Source organism: Natronogracilivirga saccharolytica, assembly GCF_017921895.1.
In the GTDB taxonomy this organism is placed as follows: Bacteria; Bacteroidota; Rhodothermia; order Balneolales; family Natronogracilivirgulaceae; genus Natronogracilivirga; species Natronogracilivirga saccharolytica.
Window position 1 is genome coordinate 170,429 of sequence record NZ_JAFIDN010000002.1, and the last position, 20,329, is coordinate 190,757.

Sequence of the window (20,329 nt, forward strand, 5' to 3'; positions counted from 1 at the left end):
TATCATTATGAAAGCAGTCTGAGTGTAATGCTGTCGGCAACAGCAAATCCGCTGTCAGTAAGACGCAGCGTGTTTCCCGGCTCCATCAGGCCTTTTTCACGAAATTGTCCGATGCATTCCCACTGCGCTTCCGACAGGTCATAGCCGTATCTGTCATACAAAGTCCCGGGCTCCACACCGTCAGTAGTTCGCAACCCGACCATAATACGCTCCTCTGCAAGTTTTTCGCCGGAGAGCTTTTCACATTCGGCCGGCTGCCTCCAGTTGTGAATATCCGGGGGGTGCTGCCAGCGGAGTGCTTCATCCTGCCAGCCGGGCAGGAAAAACGAGTGAGCGGACGGACCCAGTCCGAGGTAATTTTCGTGACTCCAGTAGGATGAATTATGGACGGCCCTGTGGCCGGACGCTGCGAAATTACTGATTTCGTACCGGTGTATGTTCCGGTCGGCAAGAGCGGATGTGATAAACCGATACTGTTCATGGACGTCATCGCCTTCGGCAGGCTGCAGCCGGCCCAGTTCGTACTGTTTTCCGAGCCGCGTTTTCGGTTCGATGGTAAGCGAGTATGCCGATATGTGAGGCGGCTCGTGACGAAACAGCTGATTCAGGTCTTCTTCAAGCTGCCGTCGTGTTTGTCCCGGACTTCCATATATGAGGTCTGCGCTGAACGAATCGAAGTTTGCTTCGGCAATCAATTCCAGCGCACGGTGCGCTTGCTCTGAAGAGTGCGCCCGGTGCATGAACTCCAGCAACTCAGGCCGGAAAGACTGAATACCGACACTTAGCCGCGTGACCCCCGCCTGCCTGGCCCCCTCAAGCCAGTCACGGTCAATGTCCTCCGGATTGACCTCAATGGTAAACTCCTGCAGCGCAGACAGGTCGAAACGGTCCCGGACGGCATCCACTATGCGCTCAAATGAAGCTGTGTCAAGCCGGGAAGGAGTGCCGCCGCCAAAGTAGAGCGTTTTCACCGGGGTGGAAAACCAGTAATCGCGGATGATATCAGAGAGATTCTTTGAGGAAGCACCGGTTTCCGGGACTGAGGGATGGCGGATTTCATCAACAAGTTCATCGACAAAAGCAGGGATCAGCCGGTCCCGCGTCACAAAAAAGAAATCACAATACGAACAGGCCTGCCGGCAAAAAGGTATGTGGATGTAGATTCCGGACATCGGCAATCAGTCGGGGATGGGTCGCCACAGGGATCGTGCGACATGGGCGGCATTTCCAACAACAAAGAGAAACGCCTCTCCGAACAGAAACCAGAGCCGCGATGCCAGGGCGATGGTGGTGGCTTCGGCAACGCTGATGCCAAGCTGGTTCAGATAGATTACGATCATGGTTTCCCGGATGCCGATACCGCCGGGGGCGAAAAAAGCCAGCACCCCGATGTTGGCGGCCAGCGGAAAACAGAGTCCCGTAAGCAGCGGAACATCATGCGGAACCAGGGCCTGAACGAGGAAATAAAACCCGATCCCCCAGATACTCCAGTTGAGCAGGCTGTAGGGAATAACCCGCCGGATCATGTGCCAGTCAAGCGGAGTAATATTCACCTCCCGCTTCATGACTCTGGTCATGACCTTATTTACGATATCAGGCAGATAGGAGCTGAAAATCAAGGGGGTGATCCCAAGCAGCACGAGCATGCCGGTTATGCCCCCGGCTGAAAAGTTGCCGGCCAGATTGTATCCGATCAGCCCGAGGAGAAATCCGACCCAAATGCTGATGATTTGCTCTTTGAATGACAGCAGTGACAGCTTGCCCAGTTTGTGGTCACTGTGCTTTTCTATATAGGCAGAACGGCCCAGCAGCACCCAGAGCCTTCCGGGAATATATTTGCCGAAAATGGTGAGGCCGGCGCTGGCCATAACGGTGCGGTTGCGGATATCCGTCACTTCTGATCCGAGCACCTTGCCCCAGCAGACGCTGTAAATCAGAAATCCGGCCCAGAGGAAAAGCACCGAGTAGAAAAGGAACAGGTAATCATGCACCTTCGGCTTGATCAGGTAATCTGCATAATAGAGTCCGACCAACAAAAAGATCAGAGAACCATAGATTATAATCTTGCTCAGGTGTTTTGAAAAAAAAGAGCGCACAGTGTATTGTGTTGGTGGAAAACGGGAGAGAAATTAATTTTTCGAAAGCCGCAAAATAAAGATTACCCAACGAATGGTAATATAAGAAAGTTGCACTACCTGTACATCAGAGGACCGTATGCGGCCTGTCAGGAGGTGCAGCCAGAATACTATCTGCTGTAAAACGGATTGGATTCGTACTGGTCTTTTTGCTGATATGCACGCATATAGGTGACATAGTTGTCGGCGTGCCGGATCAGTGAGCTGCGTTCGCTGTCTGTAAGTTTCCTGACAGGTTTTGCCGGAGAGCCAAGACACAGATAACCGGAAGGCATGGTTTTTCCAGGTGTGACCAGGCTGCCGGCACCGATCATGCAGTCCGGCTCGATGACAGCATCGTCCAGAATTACAGAGCGAATACCCACCAGCACTCGGTCGTGAATGGTGCAGCCGTGAATTACGGCGCTGTGTCCTATCGTAACCTGATTTCCGATGATGGTGGGTGCGGTCTGATTGGTAACGTGCACGCAGACATGATCCTGGATATTGGTCCGGCTTCCGATATCAATGTAATTTACGTCGCCGCGCACGGTGGCATGGAACCAGATGCCCGACTCGGTGCCCATCCGCACGTCCCCGATTACATCCGCACTGGGTGCAACAAAACAGGTTTCGTCAAATTCCGGCCGCGCATTCAGAAATTCATATATCATAAAACAATGTGTGTAACTGGTTGATAACGCCTTTTATTAGTCTTTTGGTTGAGTGAAAATAATGCTTTTGCGCAAATGAGAATCAATAGTTATTATAGTCAAATTCAAAAACAAATGGTTTATGTCAGCTTTTCTTGAATGGTTTGAAAAAATTGCGGTAGCATTTGCCGATGCGGCCTGGGGCCTTCCCTTGCTGGCCCTGCTCCTCGGAGGGGGTATCTTTTTCCTTATTTTTTCACGGTTTGTACCCTACCGCCACTTTGGGCACGGGCTGGAAATTCTGACGGGGAAGTACGAGGATCCAACTGCTCCGGGCGACATCAATCATTTCCAGGCGCTGTCCAGTGCGCTTGCCGCCACGGTAGGGATGGGAAACATTGGCGGTGTGGCTATCGCGATTGTCATGGGCGGACCCGGTGCCCTGTTCTGGATGTGGATAAGTGCGATCGTGGGGATGGCGACCAAGTTTTTTACGTGTACACTCGCCGTCATGTACCGGGGCAAGGACACTTCGGGGAAAGTACAGGGCGGACCGATGTACTTCATCACCGAGGGTCTCGGTAAAAAGTGGAAACCGCTTGCCGTATTTTTTGCCATTGCAGGTCTGATTGGTTGTGCTCCGATGTTTCAGTCCAATCAGCTCACACAAATCGTCCGTGACGAAATCATGATTCCCGCCGGCATGGTTGCCGAGCAGGCGACATTCTGGGGCGATTTTACGCTCGGGCTCATTATTGTCGGCGTCGTTTCGCTGGTGATTTTCGGCGGCATTAAGCGGATCGGGCAGGTCGCTGCCAGCCTTGTACCGCTCATGGTCTTCATTTATGTCGTTTCGGTGCTCTATATTATTCTCAGCAATATCACCGAAGTTCCTTACTATCTGACGCTCATCGTAACGGATGCTTTTACCGGTGAGGCTGTTGCCGGAGGAGCCGTCGGTACGGTAATCATCACTGGTATACGCCGCGCTGCGTTTTCAAACGAAGCGGGAATCGGGCTGGAAGCGATGGCGCACGGAGCGGCAAGGACCCGCGAGCCGGTCAGGGAAGGACTTGTAGCCATGCTTGAACCCCTCATCGATACCATCATTGTCTGCAGCATGACCGCTTTGGCCATTCTGATGACAGGTGTCTGGCTGACCACCGACGCCGACGGGGTAACCCTTACTGCCCAGGCATTTTCCGAGGGAATTCCCTACATCGGCGTCTATGTTCTGATCCTTTGTGTCATCATTTTCAGCATTACCACGATGTTCACCTACTCGTATTACGGCACAAAATGCCTCGGCTTCCTGCTTGGCGCCGAGCGGCAGCATTACTACAACTACTTCTACATTTTTTCCATACTTCTGGGTTCTGTTGCTTCTATTACGGCAGTCATCAGCCTGATTGACGGAATGTTTGCAATGATGGCCATCCCGACCATGACGGCCTCCATCCTGCTCTCCCCAAAAGTCTACCGGGCAGCCAAAGACTATTTTCAGCGCATGCGGGATGAGGAGCTTGCGGGTTATGATGATGACGACGATGATGATGATGATGTGTAGTGCTGTTATGTGACTTGTGATAAATGACCCGGACCATCACACCCGATCTAATGTGGAACTATGACAGGTTTCTGAAAGAGCTTGACCGGACCCGGCCCAACGTTCATGAAAACGAAATTGGTAGAAGCGAACAGGGGAAACCGATTTTCGGATTTGTTTTCGGCGAGGGTGACCTGAAGGTGAGTCTTATGGCCGGTGCCCATGCCGATGAGCCGGTTGGTCCGAACACGCTGTACAAAATGACCCTGGGCATGCTTCAGCATCCCGGAAAGTATCACAGCCTGTTCCGTTCTTTCCGTTTTATCATCATTCCGCATATCAACCCTGATGGCGATCAGGCCAACAGCGCCTGGATGCACAGATGGCCGGATTTCCCGGCGTACTTTCAGCATGCAAAACGCGAGAAGCCCGGCAGGGACATCGAGTTCGGTTATCCTGAAATGCGGCCGGAAAACTGTGCAGCGACTGATTTCTGGAACAGTACCGGCGGAGCGGATATCCATTTCAGCCTTCACGGTATGGCATACTCCGAGGGATATTTGCTGCTGATTAATGATCAATGGGAGCAGGACACTCGGCCATGGAGGCAAAAGTACGATCGTCAAATGGCCCTGCACGGTTTGCTTCCGCATGATTATAACCGCAACGGTGAGAAAGGGTTTAATTATTTCGGCCCGGGATTTTCTTCTACTCCCAAAGGTTCGGCCATGCGGGATTTTTTTCTTCAGAAAGGCGATGAAGAAACCTCATCCCTGTTCCACGACAGTTCCATGGAGTTCCATCTGAAAATGAATCCGGATGCGCTGTGCATGGTTACGGAGCTGCCGCTTTTCCTTGTCAACCATTCCGGCAATTCCGAAAAGCCGCTGAACTATCTTGCGCTTAAGGAAGAGCTGGAGGAACTCAGGGGCGCCGGAAAATGGGAGGGTATTGAAAATGTGGCAGCCCGGTATGGACTGCGCCCCTTTCCGTTGTCACTTGCCATGATGCTCCAGCGCTATACCATCGGCTCGGCACTGGAGTTGATTCGCTGAAAAATCATGCCATTGACATTTTGCCGATTTATTCAGTTCTTTGATTTCATGTTAATTCAGATCACATATCCGCTAAACGACAGCAATCGCCGTCGTCGCCGTATTCGCCGCCGCAGCCCGGACGGTACGTGTGGAGATTGTGTCTGAACAGCAACAGAATGTTTGTAAATCAAAAGGCAGAGTCTTCACGGGTTCTGCCTTTTTTTTTGGTATTTTCACAGATAACTGATTTGACTTGCCTTGATGCGTGCGGCCTTTGATATCAGCAGTGATGTTGCGACATTACAGGTTCCCTAGTGACGTTATAAATCGAATATTTTTAACACAATGAAAAATCAACCCAAAGATCCTATCGTACTGGCTTACAGCGGAGGTTTGGATACCAGTTTCTGCATTCCCTATCTCAAAGAGAAATTCAAAACGGATATTCATGCCGTGATTGTGGACTGCGTCGGTTTGTCCAGACCGGAAAAAGAAAAGATCCAGAAACGTGCACTCTATCTTGGTGCGGCCGAATTCGCGTGTGTTGATGGCTTTCCTCCGCTATATGACCGCATTCTCTCTTATCTGATCAAAGGGAATGTGCTGCGTGACCGCACCTATCCGCTTTGTGTCGGATCCGAACGGTACATTCAGGCGGAAATGATTCTGGAATACGCCAGAGAGCAGGGAACCAGGCGTATTGCCCACGGATCAACCGGAGCGGGGAACGACCAGGTCCGGTTTGATGTGGCCCTTCAGACGGGCCTTGAAAATGTGGAGATCATCACACCAATACGGGATGAGGGACTCACAAGGGAAGACACCACAGCTTATCTGGCAAAGCGCGGATTTGACATTCCGTCAAAAACGACCTCATACTCCATAAATGAAGGGATCTGGGGAACAAGCATCGGCGGAGCCGAGACGCTGACCAGCGATCAGGCACTCCCCTTTGAAGCATTTCCCTCACTCAAACCACCGCACGAGCTTGATGATGAACCCGAGGAGTTAACCATTGATTTTGCCAATGGACTGCCGGTCGCAGTAAACGGTCATCATATGGATGCGTCCGCGCTGCTGGAAGCCTTGCGCGAATTCGGAAGGTATCACGGCATCGGAATGGGAATGCACCTTGGCGATACCATCCTCGGAATCAAGGGCAGGATAGGATTTGAAGCGCCGGTAGCAGCTATCCTCTATATGGCTCACCGGGAGCTTGAAAAACTGGTGCTCAGTCAGGACCAGCGCCAGCTCAAGGATAATCTGGCAGACCAGTACGGCGCCATGCTGCACGAAGCAAAGTTTTATGACCCGGTCATGCGCGATATCGAGAATTTTTTCAACTCAACACAGGCGCGGGTTACCGGTGAGGTAACCCTGTATGCATGCCGAGGCAATCTGTTTCCGCTAAAGGCGGCATCGTCGCACAGTGTGATGGACAATAAAGTAGCAAGCTATGGAGAAGAAGCCGGCGGTTGGGATGGCAATGAAGCCAGGGCATACTCCAAGCTCTACAGCATTCGAACACAAATCTATAACAAAACCCGGTAACAGTAAGATACTTAGTGATTCAGAACATATGGGACTTAAAGAAATAAACGCGGACATCATCGCTTCAAGTTCGGCTTCAGTAAAGCTGGACCAAACGGTGAAGCTGGCACCAAATATTGTAGCTGAGGAAGGATATCTTGTTGCTGTCAAAACACTTGATGTTAAAGATCGCTATAATAAAATCGAAACCAGCGAGGGTGCCATCATTCCCTACGGAAAAGATCAGATTGTGATCGGGGCCCTTGGAGAAAGACAGGCGCTGCGGGGCTACAGCGGTATTATACCCCGTTCCGTCAAGAAGGGGGACACCCTGCACATACTGAATATGGGAGGTATTGTCGGGCATTGCCAGTCGCCCCATCCGGACCACGGACCCGCCATGCGGGTTGAGGTGCTCGGTGCCGTCATGATTCCGGATGAAGAAGACCAGGGCATGTTCAAACACGCTTGTATCCAGGATTACGCCATAGAATGGGAGTATCAGCTCACCGAAAGCGTGCCGCTGATAGCCGTTACCGGAACCTGTATGCATGTGGGGAAAACCATGGCGGCAACCATGATCGTGCGCCAATTGGCGGCGCAGGGATACAAGGTCGCCGCTGCCAAGCTCACCGGGGCCTCACTCATGCGGGATACGCGTGAAATGAAGGAAAACGGAGCCATTGCATCCGCACATTTTGGTATGGCCGGACTCGTGTCCACCACCGGAAAGAATATCCTGCCGATGGCCAAAGGCCTGATCAAACACCTGAACAGTTTTAATCCGGATGCAATCATTCTGGAGTTTGGGGACGGCATCATCGGAGCGTACGGTGTGGACAGCCTGCTTATGGATAAGGAAATGATGCAGTTCACCCGGACCCATGTGGTTGCCGCGCAGGATTTCATGGGATGCTGGTCGGCCGATCATTTTTTCCGGAAACGGTACACCAGCGCTATCTCTATCATCACTGGTCCGGTTACCGATAACCTGGTTGGTGTCCAGTTTATCCAGAACACCCTTGGAATACGCGCTGTGAATGCGGTTGCCGAGCCCCAAAAGCTTGGTGACATGGTATCCGAAATCACTTTTGCTGCTCCAACAAAAAAAGAGCCGTTCATATGAGTCAGGAAAAAGCACAAGTATCCGTCGTAGGTGCCAGCGGCTATGCCGGCATGGAGGCTGTACGAATCCTTCACGGTCATCCAAACGCAACCATCACCAGACTCTACGGAGCCAGTTCGGCCGGGTCATCCCTGCCCGATCACTATAAAGGAATGGACTCGCTTGTCGATCTGCCCATTTCCGGGTTTGATGAACTGCAAACGGACAGTTCTGACGCCATCTTCCTGGGACTCCCCCACGGAAAGTCGGCAGAAGTGGTACAGATTCTGCTCAAAGCCGGATACAAAGGCCGGATCCTTGACATGAGTTCCGACTTCAGACTGAAATCGGCAGAAGCGTATGAGAAATGGTACGGGTGGACCCATCCCTGTCCGGAAAACATCCCCTCTTTCGTTTATGGTCTGACCGAGTGGTTTCGAAGTGAGATCCGGCTTGCCGGTCACATCACAAATCCGGGTTGCTTTGCCACAGCCATGCAGCTGGGACTGTTGCCGTTCGTCAAAGAGGGGCTGATTACATCCTGCGATGCCACAGGCATTACTGGATCGTCCGGATCGGGCGCCTCCCCGTCAGCCGGGACCCATTTTTCAAGCCGTTTCGGAAACGTAAAAGCCTACAAGGTCTACCGTCATCAGCACATCGCAGAAGTGATGCAAAGTGTGGCTGCAGTCGTTTCCGGTGACGGAAAAGCAGGAGGATCTGCGGATTCCTCCGGGCTGCCGGATGTCCGCTTTGTGCCGGTGTCCGGGCCCTTCGTGCGTGGAATCTGGATGACGCTTGCCATGACTCTCAATGAGGAAGCCCATGCCGGAAATCTGCTTGAGGAAGAATATTACAATGCCCCGCTTGTCCGCCTTCAGGAAGGACTTCCGGAGCTGAAGCAGGTTGCCGGCAGTGCATTCGCGGATATCGGATGGGTTCAGGACGGACGAAATATCGTAATCGGCGTTGCCATCGACAATCTGATGAAGGGCGCCGCCTCGCAGGCTGTGCAAAACTTCAACCTGATGATGGACTGGCCGGAAGAAACGGGCCTGATGTTTCCCCCGACAATATTGTAACACTGAAATCACAGGGTGATGACCTCAGACAACAACAGAAACTTTATTCATTTATCGGACTGGGATGATGACAGCATTTCCGCCATCCTGAAAAAAGCCGGAGCATTGAAAGAGCAGGACTTCCGCGATCCGGTGGCCTCGGGAAAGGTGCTGGGGATGATTTTTTTCAATCCGTCCCTGCGGACACGCATCTCTTTTGAAACGGCGGCATATCATCTTGGCGCCGGTGCGTCCATCATACAACCCGGACAAGGTACGTGGACATTTGAAACACGCCGCGGCGTAATCATGGACGGCAGTCGTACCGAGCATCTCAAGGAGGCCGTTCAGGTCATATCCCGCTATGTGGATGTTATTGGCGTGCGGGCATTTGCCGGTATGAAAAACCTTGACGAGGATCTGGAAGATCGTTTGATGCAGGAAATCGTCCAGTACGCTTCCGTGCCGGTCATCAACATGGAAAGCGCAAGGGAGCATCCCTGCCAGGCGCTTGCTGACGGCCTCACCATGATGGAGCACTTTCAGGACAATCCGGCAGGGCGGAAATTTGTGCTGAGCTGGGCTCCGCACCCCAAACCCCTGCCCATGGCTGTTCCCAACAGCGCTCTCGAAATAGCTGCCCGGCTGGGAATGCAGGTCACCCTTGCCTGTCCGCCCGAAATGAAACTCGATGACCGGGTGCTCGATCCGGTCGGAAAGCATGCTGAAAAACACGGCAACGAGCTGCGGATAGAACATGATCAGCAAACGGCATTCAAGGACGCCGATGTGGTTTACGGGAAATCCTGGGCCGGGCCGATGGTTTATACCGATCCGGAAAAAGAACAGAAGCTGCGAACGGAAACGTACGCCGGATGGACTATTGATGAGGCGCTCATGTCATCCACCCGTGCCGCTGCCTTTATGCATTGTCTGCCGGTCAGACGAAATGTCGTGGTTACAGATGGCGTTCTGGACGGAGCCGGCGCGGTGCACATCGATCAGGCCGAAAACCGGATGCATGCCCAGAAGGCGCTTCTGATGAAACTATGGAACCTGTTTTGAGCGACAAATGGATGCAATTGTAATCAAGATCAGCGGCAACGTGGTTGCCGATTTCAATGCGCTTGGAAATCTGTGCGAATATGTGAAAAAACGGAAGGGAGAAGGCCTCCGTATTGTGATGATACACGGTGGTGGCCGGCAGATTTCCGAGCTCAGCCAGAGGACGGACGTCCCTGTCCGGCAGGTGGCCGGCCGGCGGATTACCGACGAGGCCACGCGGGAAATCCTGCTTTATACCGTAGGCGGCAGGGCAAACCGGGAAATTGTCGCATTTTTACGCCGCAACGATATTCCGTCAGTGGGGATATCGGGTATAGACGGCGGACTCACCACGGCGCACCGGCGTCCGCCGATGGATATCGATGGCAATCCGGTGGATTTCGGGCTGGTAGGCGAGATCGACAGCGTTGACACAAAACTGCTTGAGCATCTGACGGACGGGGGATTTCTGCCGGTCGTAGGGTGCCTGACCTACTCAGAAGATGACGGTATTTTGAACATAAACGCTGATACCTTTGCCATCCGGATATCACTGGCATTGCAGGTCCGCGAGCTGGTTATGCTGATGGATCCGCCGGCCGTCCTGGATGCCCGGAAAAAACCCATCGACACCATGAACCGCCGGGACTGGCAGCGCGGGCTGGAAGAGGGATGGATTACCGACGGAATGAAGCCGAAACTGCTCACCGCATTTGAGGCACTTGACAACGGAGTGCAATCGGTGCTTCTGACAAATGCCGGCACGCTGGCCGCCGGCGGCGGAACGCGGCTGGTGGCCGATGACAAAGAAACCCAATCCTGATGCAAAAAATCACGGACATACCGGTAACAGAATTGCTCTTTGAGCTGATACGTTTTCCCAGCCTGAGTACTCAGGAGGCGGACCTTGCCGACTGGCTGGAAGAAAAAGTGTCGGAAACCGGGCTGTTTCAGACAGAGCGCCATGGTGATAACCTGATTTTCCACCTCGGCTCGGGAAGACCCTGGCTGCTGCTCAATTCCCACTCGGATGTCGTACCGCCGTCGGCCCGGCATGCCGGTGCACCGTTTGAACCGGTTCTGAAAAACGGCCGCATTTACGGCAGAGGCAGCACGGATGCTAAAGGTTCGGTCAGCTGTATGCTTATGGCCCTGATGAACCTGGCACGATCAGGCTATGAGCCGCCCGGACGGGTAAGTTTTGCCCTGACGGTGTGCGAAGAAAGTGCCGGACATAATAACGGGATGGCATTTCTCAGAAGCAAAATCAACAAGCCCGATGCAGCACTCGTAGGGGAGCCCACTCTGCTCCACCCGTGCGCAGCACAAAAAGGATTGCTGATTCTGAAGCTGGATGCCGAAGGAGAGGCGGGGCACGCCGCGCGGGTGAGCGGTCCCAATGCGATTTACGAAATGTCATCGGCCCTCGAAAAGCTCAAAACCATCCGTTTTCAGGAAGAAAATCCGTTCATCGGAAGCACCCGGATCACTCCGACGACGATCGAAGGTGGTACGGCAAAAAATGCCCATCCGGATTCGTGCTCTGTTTTTCTGGACATCCGCACCATCCCGGAAGTCCCCAACGATCTGATTATCGATCGCCTCCGTGCTGATCTGGAAGTATCGGTTTCGGTATACAGCGACCGTTTTGTTTCCACGAGTACCGATCCCGGACACCCCGTTGCCCGGGCAGCGAAAGATGTGACCGGATTTGACTTTTTCGGATCACCGACGACATCCGACTGGGTGTTTCTGGCAGATGTGCCAACGATAAAAATCGGGCCGGGTGACAGCCGCGACTCGCATACGGCCAATGAGTCAATTGATGTGCATCAGCTCGAAGCCGGTGTGCCGGCATACGAAAACATCATCCGCGGGTATTTTGAATTGATCGAATCACAACAGGAACGTACCAACGCTGATATGAAATGAGCATGACCGGGTTATTGCCGGGTCACACAGACTCATGATTGAACACGGTCATGGAATTACCTCTGACCATATGAATCGAAAATTATAAACACATGCAAACGCTGTGGCAGAAAAAACACCCGGAATCGGGCCCCGGATCGCAGTCAGCTGCAGACCGCACCTGGTTCTATCGCTTCACGGCTGAAGAAGACCGCGAACTGGACCGGCAGCTCATACCGTATGACATACTGGTGAATCTGGCGCAGGCCCGGATGCTCAGGAAAATCGATGTGTACAGTGAGGATGGCTACAGGAAAGTTTTTGAGGCACTTCAGGAGGCATGGAATCTGTGGGCGGACGGACAGCTGGATCTGGGTCAGGATGATGAGGATGTGCACTCGGCTACGGAGAAATTTGTGACGCAAAAAGCCGGACAGGACGGCGCGCGCATCCACACAGGCCGCTCGCGCAACGACCAGGTGCTTGCCGATATGCGGATGTACATGAAAGATGCCATTTGTGATATCACCGGTGAGTGGATAGCCATCACAGAAAGACTGAAATCTCTTGCCGGGACCTATCAGGCGTTGTTTTTTGCCGGGCTGACGCACACCCAGCCGGCCATGCCCCACTCGGCTGATGCCTGGGCGACCGGGTATATGGATCTTTTCCTGTCAGACATTGCCGCGTTGCAGGAAGCTTACCGGCTTGCAGATCAGTCCCCGCTGGGCAGCGCGGCAGGATATGGCGTGCCGTATATTCCCGTCGACCGGCAGCTGCTGGCCGATGAGCTTGGCTTTGAGAGAGTTCAGCAGCCGGTTGCGGCGTCGCAGCTCTCGAGAGGGCGCATCGAGATGCAGCTTGTCGATGCACTGGCCTACGGCGCCCTGACATGCAACCGCATGGCATCGGATGTTGTTCTGTTTATGCATCCCTCCTGGGCGCTTGTCACACTCAGCGAGGATCAGGTTTCGGGCAGCAGCATCATGCCCCAGAAGCGGAATCCGGATGCATGGGAGCTGATCCGGGGCGCATATCACGACTTCCAGGCTGCAAGAGCCCATCTTGCTGCGGTTCCGGCCAACCTGTCATCCGGATATCATCGTGATCTGCAGGTTGTGAAAAAAACGGTTATGGCGGCTGTGGAGAATTCGCGGCTGCTTGCGGAGGCGGTCAGAAAGGCGCTTGACGGACTGGAATTCAACCGTGAGGCGGCCTCCCGTACTCTCACTGCGGAAATATATGCCACGCACCATGCCAACAAGCAGGTATCTGAAGGTGTGCCTTTCCGCGAAGCGTACCGGAATGTCGCCGAAATGATCGGTGAAGGTGAAAGCGGGATGGATTCCGGGCAGCTGGCCGAAAGTTACCGGCACAGTGGCGCTCCGGGTTCCGGGGTTTCGGGTCACGCTGTGAAACAGATGGAGCAGGCTGCAGCGTGGGCCGGTCAGAAGCGCAGACATTCGGAAGAGGTGAAAAAGCGCCTTCTTGGCGGCAGCTCTGCATAACATCAGGGTTTAATGCATTATGGATTTATATAAGGAAACATAAAACTGCGGGACGGGCATTGTATCCATCCCGGATTACAAGTATCATGTGAAACAACAGATGAATGGAGTGAATTATGCCAGATATTAAAGACAGATTTAATGCCACCTGCCTTGGGGCAGCTATTGGTGAAGCCATAGGAATGCCGGCAGAGCAGATGACCCCGGAACAGGTTGCTGCTGAATTCGGCCGGATTGAGGGCTTCCGGGAGAGGCCGGCAAGCGGTGACTTCAGTTCTGTGAAGGCGGGCCATTCTGTCCGGCAGACAGAAGCGATGCTGTCGGTACTTGCGGCATCATCCCCCCTGCCCGATCTTCAGGAATTTGCATTCACAATCAAACAGGCACTGAACAAGTATCCCGAAAAGTGGCCGCAATCCACAACCTTTGCCTGGCCGCCCTTTCCGGATGGCGGGCACTACACCTTCTCATTTGCCATCCCTGCGGCGCGGCTTTTGAACGAAGAGCGGATAACGGTCGGCGAACTGACGGACTGGATGCGGACACTGACACCCTCATCTGTTGTATGGCAGCAAAGCATCTGGCTGTATCTGAGACTGCTGAATTATCTTTTTGATCAGACCACAAAAGATTTTGATCCGGATGAGTTTCTGGAAAAGGCTACGGAGTATATAGTCGAAGCGGAGAAGCATTTTCCCGGTGACTACAAGATACGGCGACGAATGCAGGTAACTGAGCCGATGATGGATGAGCCGTTGGAGATGATCGCCAAATCCTGCGGTGATGTCAGCAAACTGGCTGAAGACATGATCACTTTTGTGGGGGCCGTCTTCTACCGGCATCATAATGACTTTAAAAAAGCGTTATCAGAAGCAGCAAATCTTGGCGGTGAAAGCGAGGCCTCCTGTTTTTACCTTGGCAGTCTATTCGGAGCACTTGGAGGCAGCAGCGTACTGCCGCCGGATTGGCTTGCAGGCTATGCCGAACGCGAACGTGTAGAACGGCTGCTTCAGAAGTTTGAGGAAAATATCAGTGAACGCATCGACTAGCACGTGCTTTTATTGATCCGGGCTGTGTGACCGGCCCGGTTTTCATTTGTACGATGCGTTCCGATGCCATTAAGCTGCAAAAAGTGACGGAGTACAGAAAAAGCGAAGGATATCCGGCCAACATCATTCCTCCGGAAATACTTCTGGAGGGATATGCCCAGGGAATTTTCCCGATGGCACGGTCACGCGATGACCAAAAGATCAACTGGTACACCGCAAGCCGGCGCGGTATTATTCCGATCGGTTACTTCAAAGTGTCACGTAAAGTGAAGCGGCTCATTCGGAAAAAAGAGTATCGCTGGGCTGTAAACGAGGACTTTCGCGGGGTAATGGAAGGCTGTGCAGAGCGTGAGTCGACGTGGATATCCGGGCGCCTGATTGCCTCATTCGAAGTGCTGCACGAAATGGGTCACGCGCATTCCGTAGAAATATTCCGCGGTGACCGGCTGGTGGCGGGGCTTTACGGAGCAACCCTGAGATCCGCTTTTTTTGCGGAGTCCATGTTCCAGCGTGAGCCGGAAATGGGAAAAATTGCCCTGTACCACTGCCACGAACGGCTGAAGGGGCGGAAGTTCCGGTTGTGGGATACGCAGTTCTATACCCCTCACCTTGGTCAGTTCGGCTGCCTGGAGGTGGATTCGGAAGATTATGACAAGCTGCTCGAACGGGCACTTCGGTTTCATGCCCGGTTTGATTGAGGGCTTCCGGACGAAGTCCCCGGTTGGGGCACAATCACGCAATAGTTACTCACACAATTTTTTTGTATCTTGTGCGCTTGCTACATGCTTATCACAAGCGGCCTTCCTTGCAGAGTGAGTTAGCTCAGGGTATTGCTTTACAGACAGAAGTATACACACAGGTAATTCAGAGATAAGGGAGCAGCCTGTCCGAAAAGCGGACGGGCAGACAGTGCTGCCCACTGTTATATTGAACATCATACCAAAGGTATACTTTTGAAAACATATCTATTTACTGATCTCGGGATCAGTGCACCTGTTTTGCGTGCAATTGAAGAAATGGGCTATGAAACGCCCTCGAAAATCCAGGCTGAAGCTATTCCCAAAATAAGAACCGGTGTCGATCTTGCCGGACAGGCACAAACAGGTACCGGCAAAACGGCTGCTTTTGGCATACCGCTGCTGGAAAAAATCGATCTTTCATCCGGGGATGTGCAGGCCATAATTATGTGTCCGACCAGGGAGCTTGCCGTGCAGGTGACCGGCGAAATCATCAAACTCGCAAAGTACATGGACGGTCTGCGGGCGACTCCGGTTTACGGGGGGCAGCCCATCCAGCGGCAAATCAAACAGATCCGGAGCGGGTCGCAGATTGTCGTTGGAACTCCGGGCCGGGTCATTGATCATCTCAAAAGGGGAACGCTTTCCCTCTCCTCATTGAAAACGGTCGTTCTTGATGAAGCCGATGAAATGCTGAATATGGGTTTCCGCGAAGATATCGAGGAGATACTGGGTTTTGCAGAAAAGGACGTTCCCAGGCAGACGGTCATGTTTTCGGCGACCATGTCAGGTGAAATCAAATCCATCATGAAACGATGGTTCAACAATCCGGAAATGCTGCGTGTGGAAGGAAAAGCAGCATCTGCGGACGGCATCCGGCAGTTTGTTGTTGAAGCGCGCGATTCCATGAGGACGGAAGGAATCAGCCGCCTGATCGATTTGCACAATTACAACCGGACGCTGGTATTTTGCAATACCAAACGTACCTGTGATACACTCATCGCCGAAATGCAGTCCCGCGGGTTTTCCGCTGATGCGCTGCACGGTGATATGAATCAACCGGTGCGGGACAAGGTGATGAACAAATTCCGGCAGGGCCGGATTGATCTGCTTGTGGCAACGGATGTTGCCGCACGCGGACTGGACGTTGACGATGTGGATGCGGTTTTCAACTATGATATTCCCCAGGATCCGGAGTATTATGTCCACCGCATTGGCCGGACGGGGCGGGCCGGGAAAACCGGCGTGGCGTATACCTTTTCCTCCGGACGAAAGAGCAGAAGCATCCGGTTTATTGAAAACAAGCTCAAACTTAAGCTGGAGACCATTCCCCTGCCGTCCATTAGTGCGGTAGGCAGGTCAAAAATGGATGCCTTAATGGCAGAAGTGAAAGAAACCATGGAATCGGGAGGGTTGCGTCCGTACATCGAACAGATTGAGGCGGCAATTCCGGACGGATTCACACCGATAGAAGTTGCAGCGGCGTTGCTGAAAATCAAGGAGCAATCGGGAGCCGGATCCAGGTATTCTGGCTATACCTCCGAATCACCGGAGTCTGAGCCGGAATCCGGGGACGGAGAATCATCCCGTAAGGGAAAGGGTTTCCGGGGGCGGCCGGACAAAAAAAGGAAATCCACGGTACGCGGTGAAGGAAAAAAGAAAAGAAAAAAGGACCCGGACTTTACCGCCGGGAAATCAAAAAAGAAGAAGAAAAAGAAAAAGCCTGAGCCGGAGCCTTTTTATGCTCCTTTTCTGAAAAAAGGCAAAGGAAAAGGTGAGCCCGGCCGCCGGAAGAAACCCAGCTCATGATGGCCGTTACTATCTGAACGGATCAGGAAAAGCACGTCAGGCCGCCGGAAAAACGGCCTGACATGCCGTTTTGTTGGCAATTTCATGGCATTTACCAGGGCAGACGCTGCGGCATATCGGCGACGACAAACGCCATAACGGCCACAGTGGCAACACATTCGGCCAGCTCATCGGCATCCAGCTTGTCCACGGTGTCTTTTGCCGAGTGGTGGTACCAGAAATATTCTTCGGTATCGACATCCAGACCCATGATCGGAACGCCTTCTCTGTGCAGCGGACCGATATCCACGGTTCCATAGGCTCCCTCGCGCAGATGCATGTCGCGCATCGGGTCCATGAGTCCGGCTATCGGTTCAAGCATCTCAAAAGCCTCTTCAGATCCGCGGAAGCCGTATCCGAGGGGTTTAAAAACGCCGAAATCAACTTCGAATGCGAGCTGGTGCTTTTCAATTTCGTTGCTTTCCCTGACCTTGTCCCGGTAGGCGCGGCCTCCCATCACACCGTTTTCCTCATTCGTCCAGAGAACCAGCCGGATTGTACGTTTGGGCTGCAGATCCATTTCGTGAATGAGGCGGAGAGCTTCCCATGTCACTATGACACCGCCGGCATCATCTGATGCACCGTGTCCGACATCCCACGAGTCAATATGTCCGCCTATAACCACCACTTCTTCAGGTTTTTCGCTGCCGGGAATTTCTGCTATAACATTCCTGGACAATGCCGGCTCGTCTTTCATTTCCGCCTCCATATACAGCGTGACCGTAGCCGGGTCATCACGCATATCAAAGCGGTGCAGCAGTTTTGCATCCTCTGCACTTATAGCGGCAATTGGTATTTCGGGAACATCTCCGGAGTATCGGATATTGCCGGTGTGGGGATGTCCCATGGACTTCGGCGATACGGACCGCAGCAGCACGCCAATGGCTCCATGCTCCGATGCGCGGTCGGCGCCGTGCACCCGGTACTGAACAGACGTTCCGTAATCCTCAAAGGGCTGGTTGTAAACGACAATATTACCCTCAATTTCATCACTGCGCTCTTCGAGCTCATCAAAACTCTCAACGACCACGGTCCGGGCGGTCAGCTCCTCACCATCCGTATTCACGCTTCCGCCAAGACCCAGCATGGGCATCTCCTTTTCATAGGGTGATACAATTTTTGCAAACTCATCACCTCTTACCCAATGCGGCACTTCAATATCCTGAGTACGCACCTCCGGGATGCCATCCTCCCGGAGTTTTTTAACCGCCCAGTCGATGGCATCTTCCAGCATATCCGATCCGCTGAGGCGATGTGGAAAATAATCGGCCAGATAGGCCACCCTGTCGAAGGCACGGTGTGTTGATGTGGCCTGATCAATGATTTCGCCGGCCGTTTCTGCATATTGCTCTTCTATGTTTACAGAAAGATTCCCGGATGAAGTTTCGGATGATGCTTCACGGGGTTCTGCAGAGTATCCGCTGTAAAAAGCGCCGGAAATAAGTATGATAAGTGCTCCGATGACACAGAACCGAGCCCTTGCGGGCAGGATGGCAAATTGTTTTATCATGATTCTATTGTTGGTGAAAAAGTGCGTTATGCAAACAGTTGCCCAAATTATTAAAAAGAAATCAAGGTAATAAGACCATGGCTTGCATGACCACTTAAAATACAATGGTTGGATAAAAAACAAAGGCCGGAACCTTTACTGATCAGTTTTTCTTATACTCTATTGTAAGTATAACCGGATGGAGTCTAACCGGACTTCCGGAGTCAGCTCCATACTCACCGGTGTGTCAGAAATCACAACAGTCTGCAACGGACCCGGAGCTGAAGTCCGTTGTTTCGGCACTCCGGAAATCATAATCTAAAGTATAATGGAGAGTCGGTCTTTTGATATTATTATTGCTGGTGCAGGTGCCTCAGGGCTAAGCCTTCTCTGGTATCTTCTGCATTCGGAAGACAGGGCATTGAGAAATAAACAAATTCTGCTTGCAGACCGTCAGCTGTCGGTAATCCGCGATAAAACATGGTGTTTCTGGGATGGCAGATTCCTTCCGTTTGAGGATCTGATCCATCACAGCTGGAAGTCACTTGAGGTTCGTGCTTTCGGGAATACATTCACCGGAACATTATCAGACTACAGCTACCATTGTGTGAAGAGTGATGATTACACTGCCAGAATATTTCAACTGGCACGGGAAGCCGGTAATGTGACTCTGCTTGAAGCAGATATTCTGGGTTTTGCCGATGCTGGCGGGAAAGCTGAAATGGAGACATCAAAGGGGACTTTTACGGCAGAAATGATTTTTCAAAGCGCGCTGAAACCACCCGGACTCAGCACAATGAAGCTCGATATTTCACTTAAGCAGCACTTTGCGGGGTGGCACATCACCTCGGAAAAACCCGTGTTCGACCCGGAAATATCCACATTGATGGATTTTGACGTGCCGCAACAAAGCGGCGTGAGCTTTGTGTATGTGCTGCCCTTCAGCCGCCATGATGCCCTGGTTGAGTACACCATATTTTCTGAGGAACTGATATCCGACGAAGGTTACGCGCATGGCATTGAAAGTTATATCCGTGAACGTCTTGAGCTGGACTCATCACAATACAAAACCATTTATACGGAAAAAGGCACCATTCCGATGGAGGATCGCAGCTATCCTGCCCGCTATTGTGATAATGTGTGGAATATCGGAACAATGGGCGGCCTCACCAAGCCTTCAACGGGCTACACCTTCACCCGGATCCACAGGCGGAACGCTGAAATTGCAGCAGCACTTGAAGCAGGCAAACAGCCGCCTGATGCAGCCGCATCCCCCTACCGCTTCCGGGTGTATGACATGATGCTGCTGTATAACCTCCACCACCATCCGGAAATCTCTGTCACTATTTTTCATGAACTGTTCAGGAAAAATAGTTTTGACAACATTCTTGGATTTCTGGAAGAGAAAACAAAATTTCCTCAGGAGCTCAAAATCTTTTCCTCGCTGCCCTGGAAACCTTTCTTCAAATCTATTTATGCTCTGAAGCACCGGATCGCCACAGGCGCCTGAAAAAAACAGGAAAGATTATTATTATAAATCCTTAATACTTATATTGACAACAATCTGGTATACGCTGCAGAGTGCAGAACTATTTTCTTCATGAGAGTTACAAGCGCTTGTTTAACTGACATCATTAGAATCGATACAGCACTTTGACAAGTAGTGTGTGCCGGACGGATTGGGAAAATTAATAAAA

At 52.4% G+C, this 20,329-nt stretch carries 17 protein-coding genes; 13 read left to right on the forward strand and 4 right to left on the reverse strand.

Annotation, left to right across the window (positions count from 1 at the left end; genetic code table 11):
* Window positions 1-5: 5 nt before the first annotated feature.
* From hemW to NATSA_RS03025, 3 genes are all read right to left on the reverse strand, one after another.
* Window positions 6-1,172: a radical SAM family heme chaperone HemW gene (gene hemW, locus NATSA_RS03015; protein WP_210510293.1), complete on the reverse strand. Its 1,167-nt coding sequence runs from the start codon at window positions 1,170-1,172 to the stop codon at window positions 6-8.
* A 6-nt stretch (window positions 1,173-1,178) separates the two neighbouring features.
* Window positions 1,179-2,096 carry a lysylphosphatidylglycerol synthase domain-containing protein gene (locus tag NATSA_RS03020; RefSeq protein WP_210510295.1) on the reverse strand — a complete coding sequence of 306 codons (918 nt, stop codon included), beginning with the start codon at window positions 2,094-2,096 and terminating at the stop codon, window positions 1,179-1,181.
* A gap of 149 nt (window positions 2,097-2,245) precedes the next feature.
* Window positions 2,246-2,788: a gamma carbonic anhydrase family protein gene (locus tag NATSA_RS03025; RefSeq protein ID WP_210510297.1), complete on the reverse strand. Its 543-nt coding sequence runs from the start codon at window positions 2,786-2,788 to the stop codon at window positions 2,246-2,248.
* A gap of 121 nt (window positions 2,789-2,909) precedes the next feature.
* Here NATSA_RS03025 and NATSA_RS03030 point away from each other — a divergent pair, with 121 nt between their 5' ends.
* The 12 genes from NATSA_RS03030 to NATSA_RS03085 all read left to right on the forward strand — a co-directional run bounded on the left by NATSA_RS03030 (window position 2,910) and on the right by NATSA_RS03085 (window position 17,104).
* Window positions 2,910-4,334: an alanine/glycine:cation symporter family protein gene (locus NATSA_RS03030; RefSeq protein WP_210510298.1), complete on the forward strand. Its 1,425-nt coding sequence runs from the start codon at window positions 2,910-2,912 to the stop codon at window positions 4,332-4,334.
* A gap of 50 nt (window positions 4,335-4,384) precedes the next feature.
* Window positions 4,385-5,368 (forward strand): M14 family zinc carboxypeptidase, encoded by a 984-nt coding sequence (locus NATSA_RS03035; protein WP_210510299.1) that lies wholly within the window; start codon window positions 4,385-4,387, stop codon window positions 5,366-5,368.
* Between the two features lie 327 nt (window positions 5,369-5,695).
* Entirely contained in the window at window positions 5,696-6,901 is a 1,206-nt protein-coding gene (gene argG / locus NATSA_RS03040; RefSeq protein ID WP_210510300.1) for an argininosuccinate synthase, read from the forward strand.
* Window positions 6,902-6,929: 28 nt separating this feature from the next.
* Window positions 6,930-8,006: a P-loop NTPase family protein gene (locus NATSA_RS03045; RefSeq protein WP_210510301.1), complete on the forward strand. Its 1,077-nt coding sequence runs from the start codon at window positions 6,930-6,932 to the stop codon at window positions 8,004-8,006.
* The gene (gene argC / locus NATSA_RS03050; protein WP_210510302.1) at window positions 8,003-9,067 is read left to right on the forward strand and encodes an N-acetyl-gamma-glutamyl-phosphate reductase; all 1,065 of its coding nucleotides are present in this window, start codon (window positions 8,003-8,005) and stop codon (window positions 9,065-9,067) included. The genes NATSA_RS03045 and argC overlap by 4 nt, the downstream gene beginning before the upstream one ends.
* Window positions 9,068-9,085: 18 nt before the next feature.
* Window positions 9,086-10,111, forward strand: coding sequence for an N-acetylornithine carbamoyltransferase (locus NATSA_RS03055; protein ID WP_210510303.1), 1,026 nt, complete (start codon window positions 9,086-9,088; stop codon window positions 10,109-10,111).
* 7 nt (window positions 10,112-10,118) lie between these two features.
* Window positions 10,119-10,913, forward strand: coding sequence for an acetylglutamate kinase (gene argB, locus NATSA_RS03060; protein WP_210510304.1), 795 nt, complete (start codon window positions 10,119-10,121; stop codon window positions 10,911-10,913).
* Window positions 10,913-12,022 carry a M20/M25/M40 family metallo-hydrolase gene (locus NATSA_RS03065; protein WP_210510306.1) on the forward strand — a complete coding sequence of 370 codons (1,110 nt, stop codon included), beginning with the start codon at window positions 10,913-10,915 and terminating at the stop codon, window positions 12,020-12,022. The genes argB and NATSA_RS03065 overlap by 1 nt, the downstream gene beginning before the upstream one ends.
* 92 nt (window positions 12,023-12,114) lie before the next feature.
* Window positions 12,115-13,509, forward strand: a complete 1,395-nt coding sequence (locus NATSA_RS03070; RefSeq protein ID WP_210510308.1) for a lyase family protein — start codon at window positions 12,115-12,117, stop codon at window positions 13,507-13,509.
* A gap of 116 nt (window positions 13,510-13,625) precedes the next feature.
* The gene (locus tag NATSA_RS03075) at window positions 13,626-14,558 is read left to right on the forward strand and encodes an ADP-ribosylglycohydrolase family protein (RefSeq protein WP_210510310.1); all 933 of its coding nucleotides are present in this window, start codon (window positions 13,626-13,628) and stop codon (window positions 14,556-14,558) included.
* Between the two features lie 83 nt (window positions 14,559-14,641).
* On the forward strand, window positions 14,642-15,256 hold the full coding sequence (gene aat, locus NATSA_RS03080; protein ID WP_336244674.1) for a leucyl/phenylalanyl-tRNA--protein transferase: 615 nt from the start codon (window positions 14,642-14,644) through the stop codon (window positions 15,254-15,256).
* Between the two features lie 255 nt (window positions 15,257-15,511).
* The gene (locus tag NATSA_RS03085) at window positions 15,512-17,104 is read left to right on the forward strand and encodes a DEAD/DEAH box helicase (RefSeq protein ID WP_210510314.1); all 1,593 of its coding nucleotides are present in this window, start codon (window positions 15,512-15,514) and stop codon (window positions 17,102-17,104) included.
* 91 nt (window positions 17,105-17,195) lie between these two features.
* Here NATSA_RS03085 and NATSA_RS03090 read toward each other — a convergent pair whose 3' ends face one another.
* Window positions 17,196-18,653, reverse strand: coding sequence for a M20/M25/M40 family metallo-hydrolase (locus NATSA_RS03090; RefSeq protein ID WP_210510316.1), 1,458 nt, complete (start codon window positions 18,651-18,653; stop codon window positions 17,196-17,198).
* 307 nt (window positions 18,654-18,960) lie between these two features.
* On the opposite strand from NATSA_RS03090, the gene NATSA_RS03095 reads away from it, so the two are divergent.
* Window positions 18,961-20,142 (forward strand): lycopene cyclase family protein, encoded by a 1,182-nt coding sequence (locus NATSA_RS03095; protein ID WP_210510317.1) that lies wholly within the window; start codon window positions 18,961-18,963, stop codon window positions 20,140-20,142.
* The last annotated feature ends 187 nt before the right edge of the window (window positions 20,143-20,329 follow it).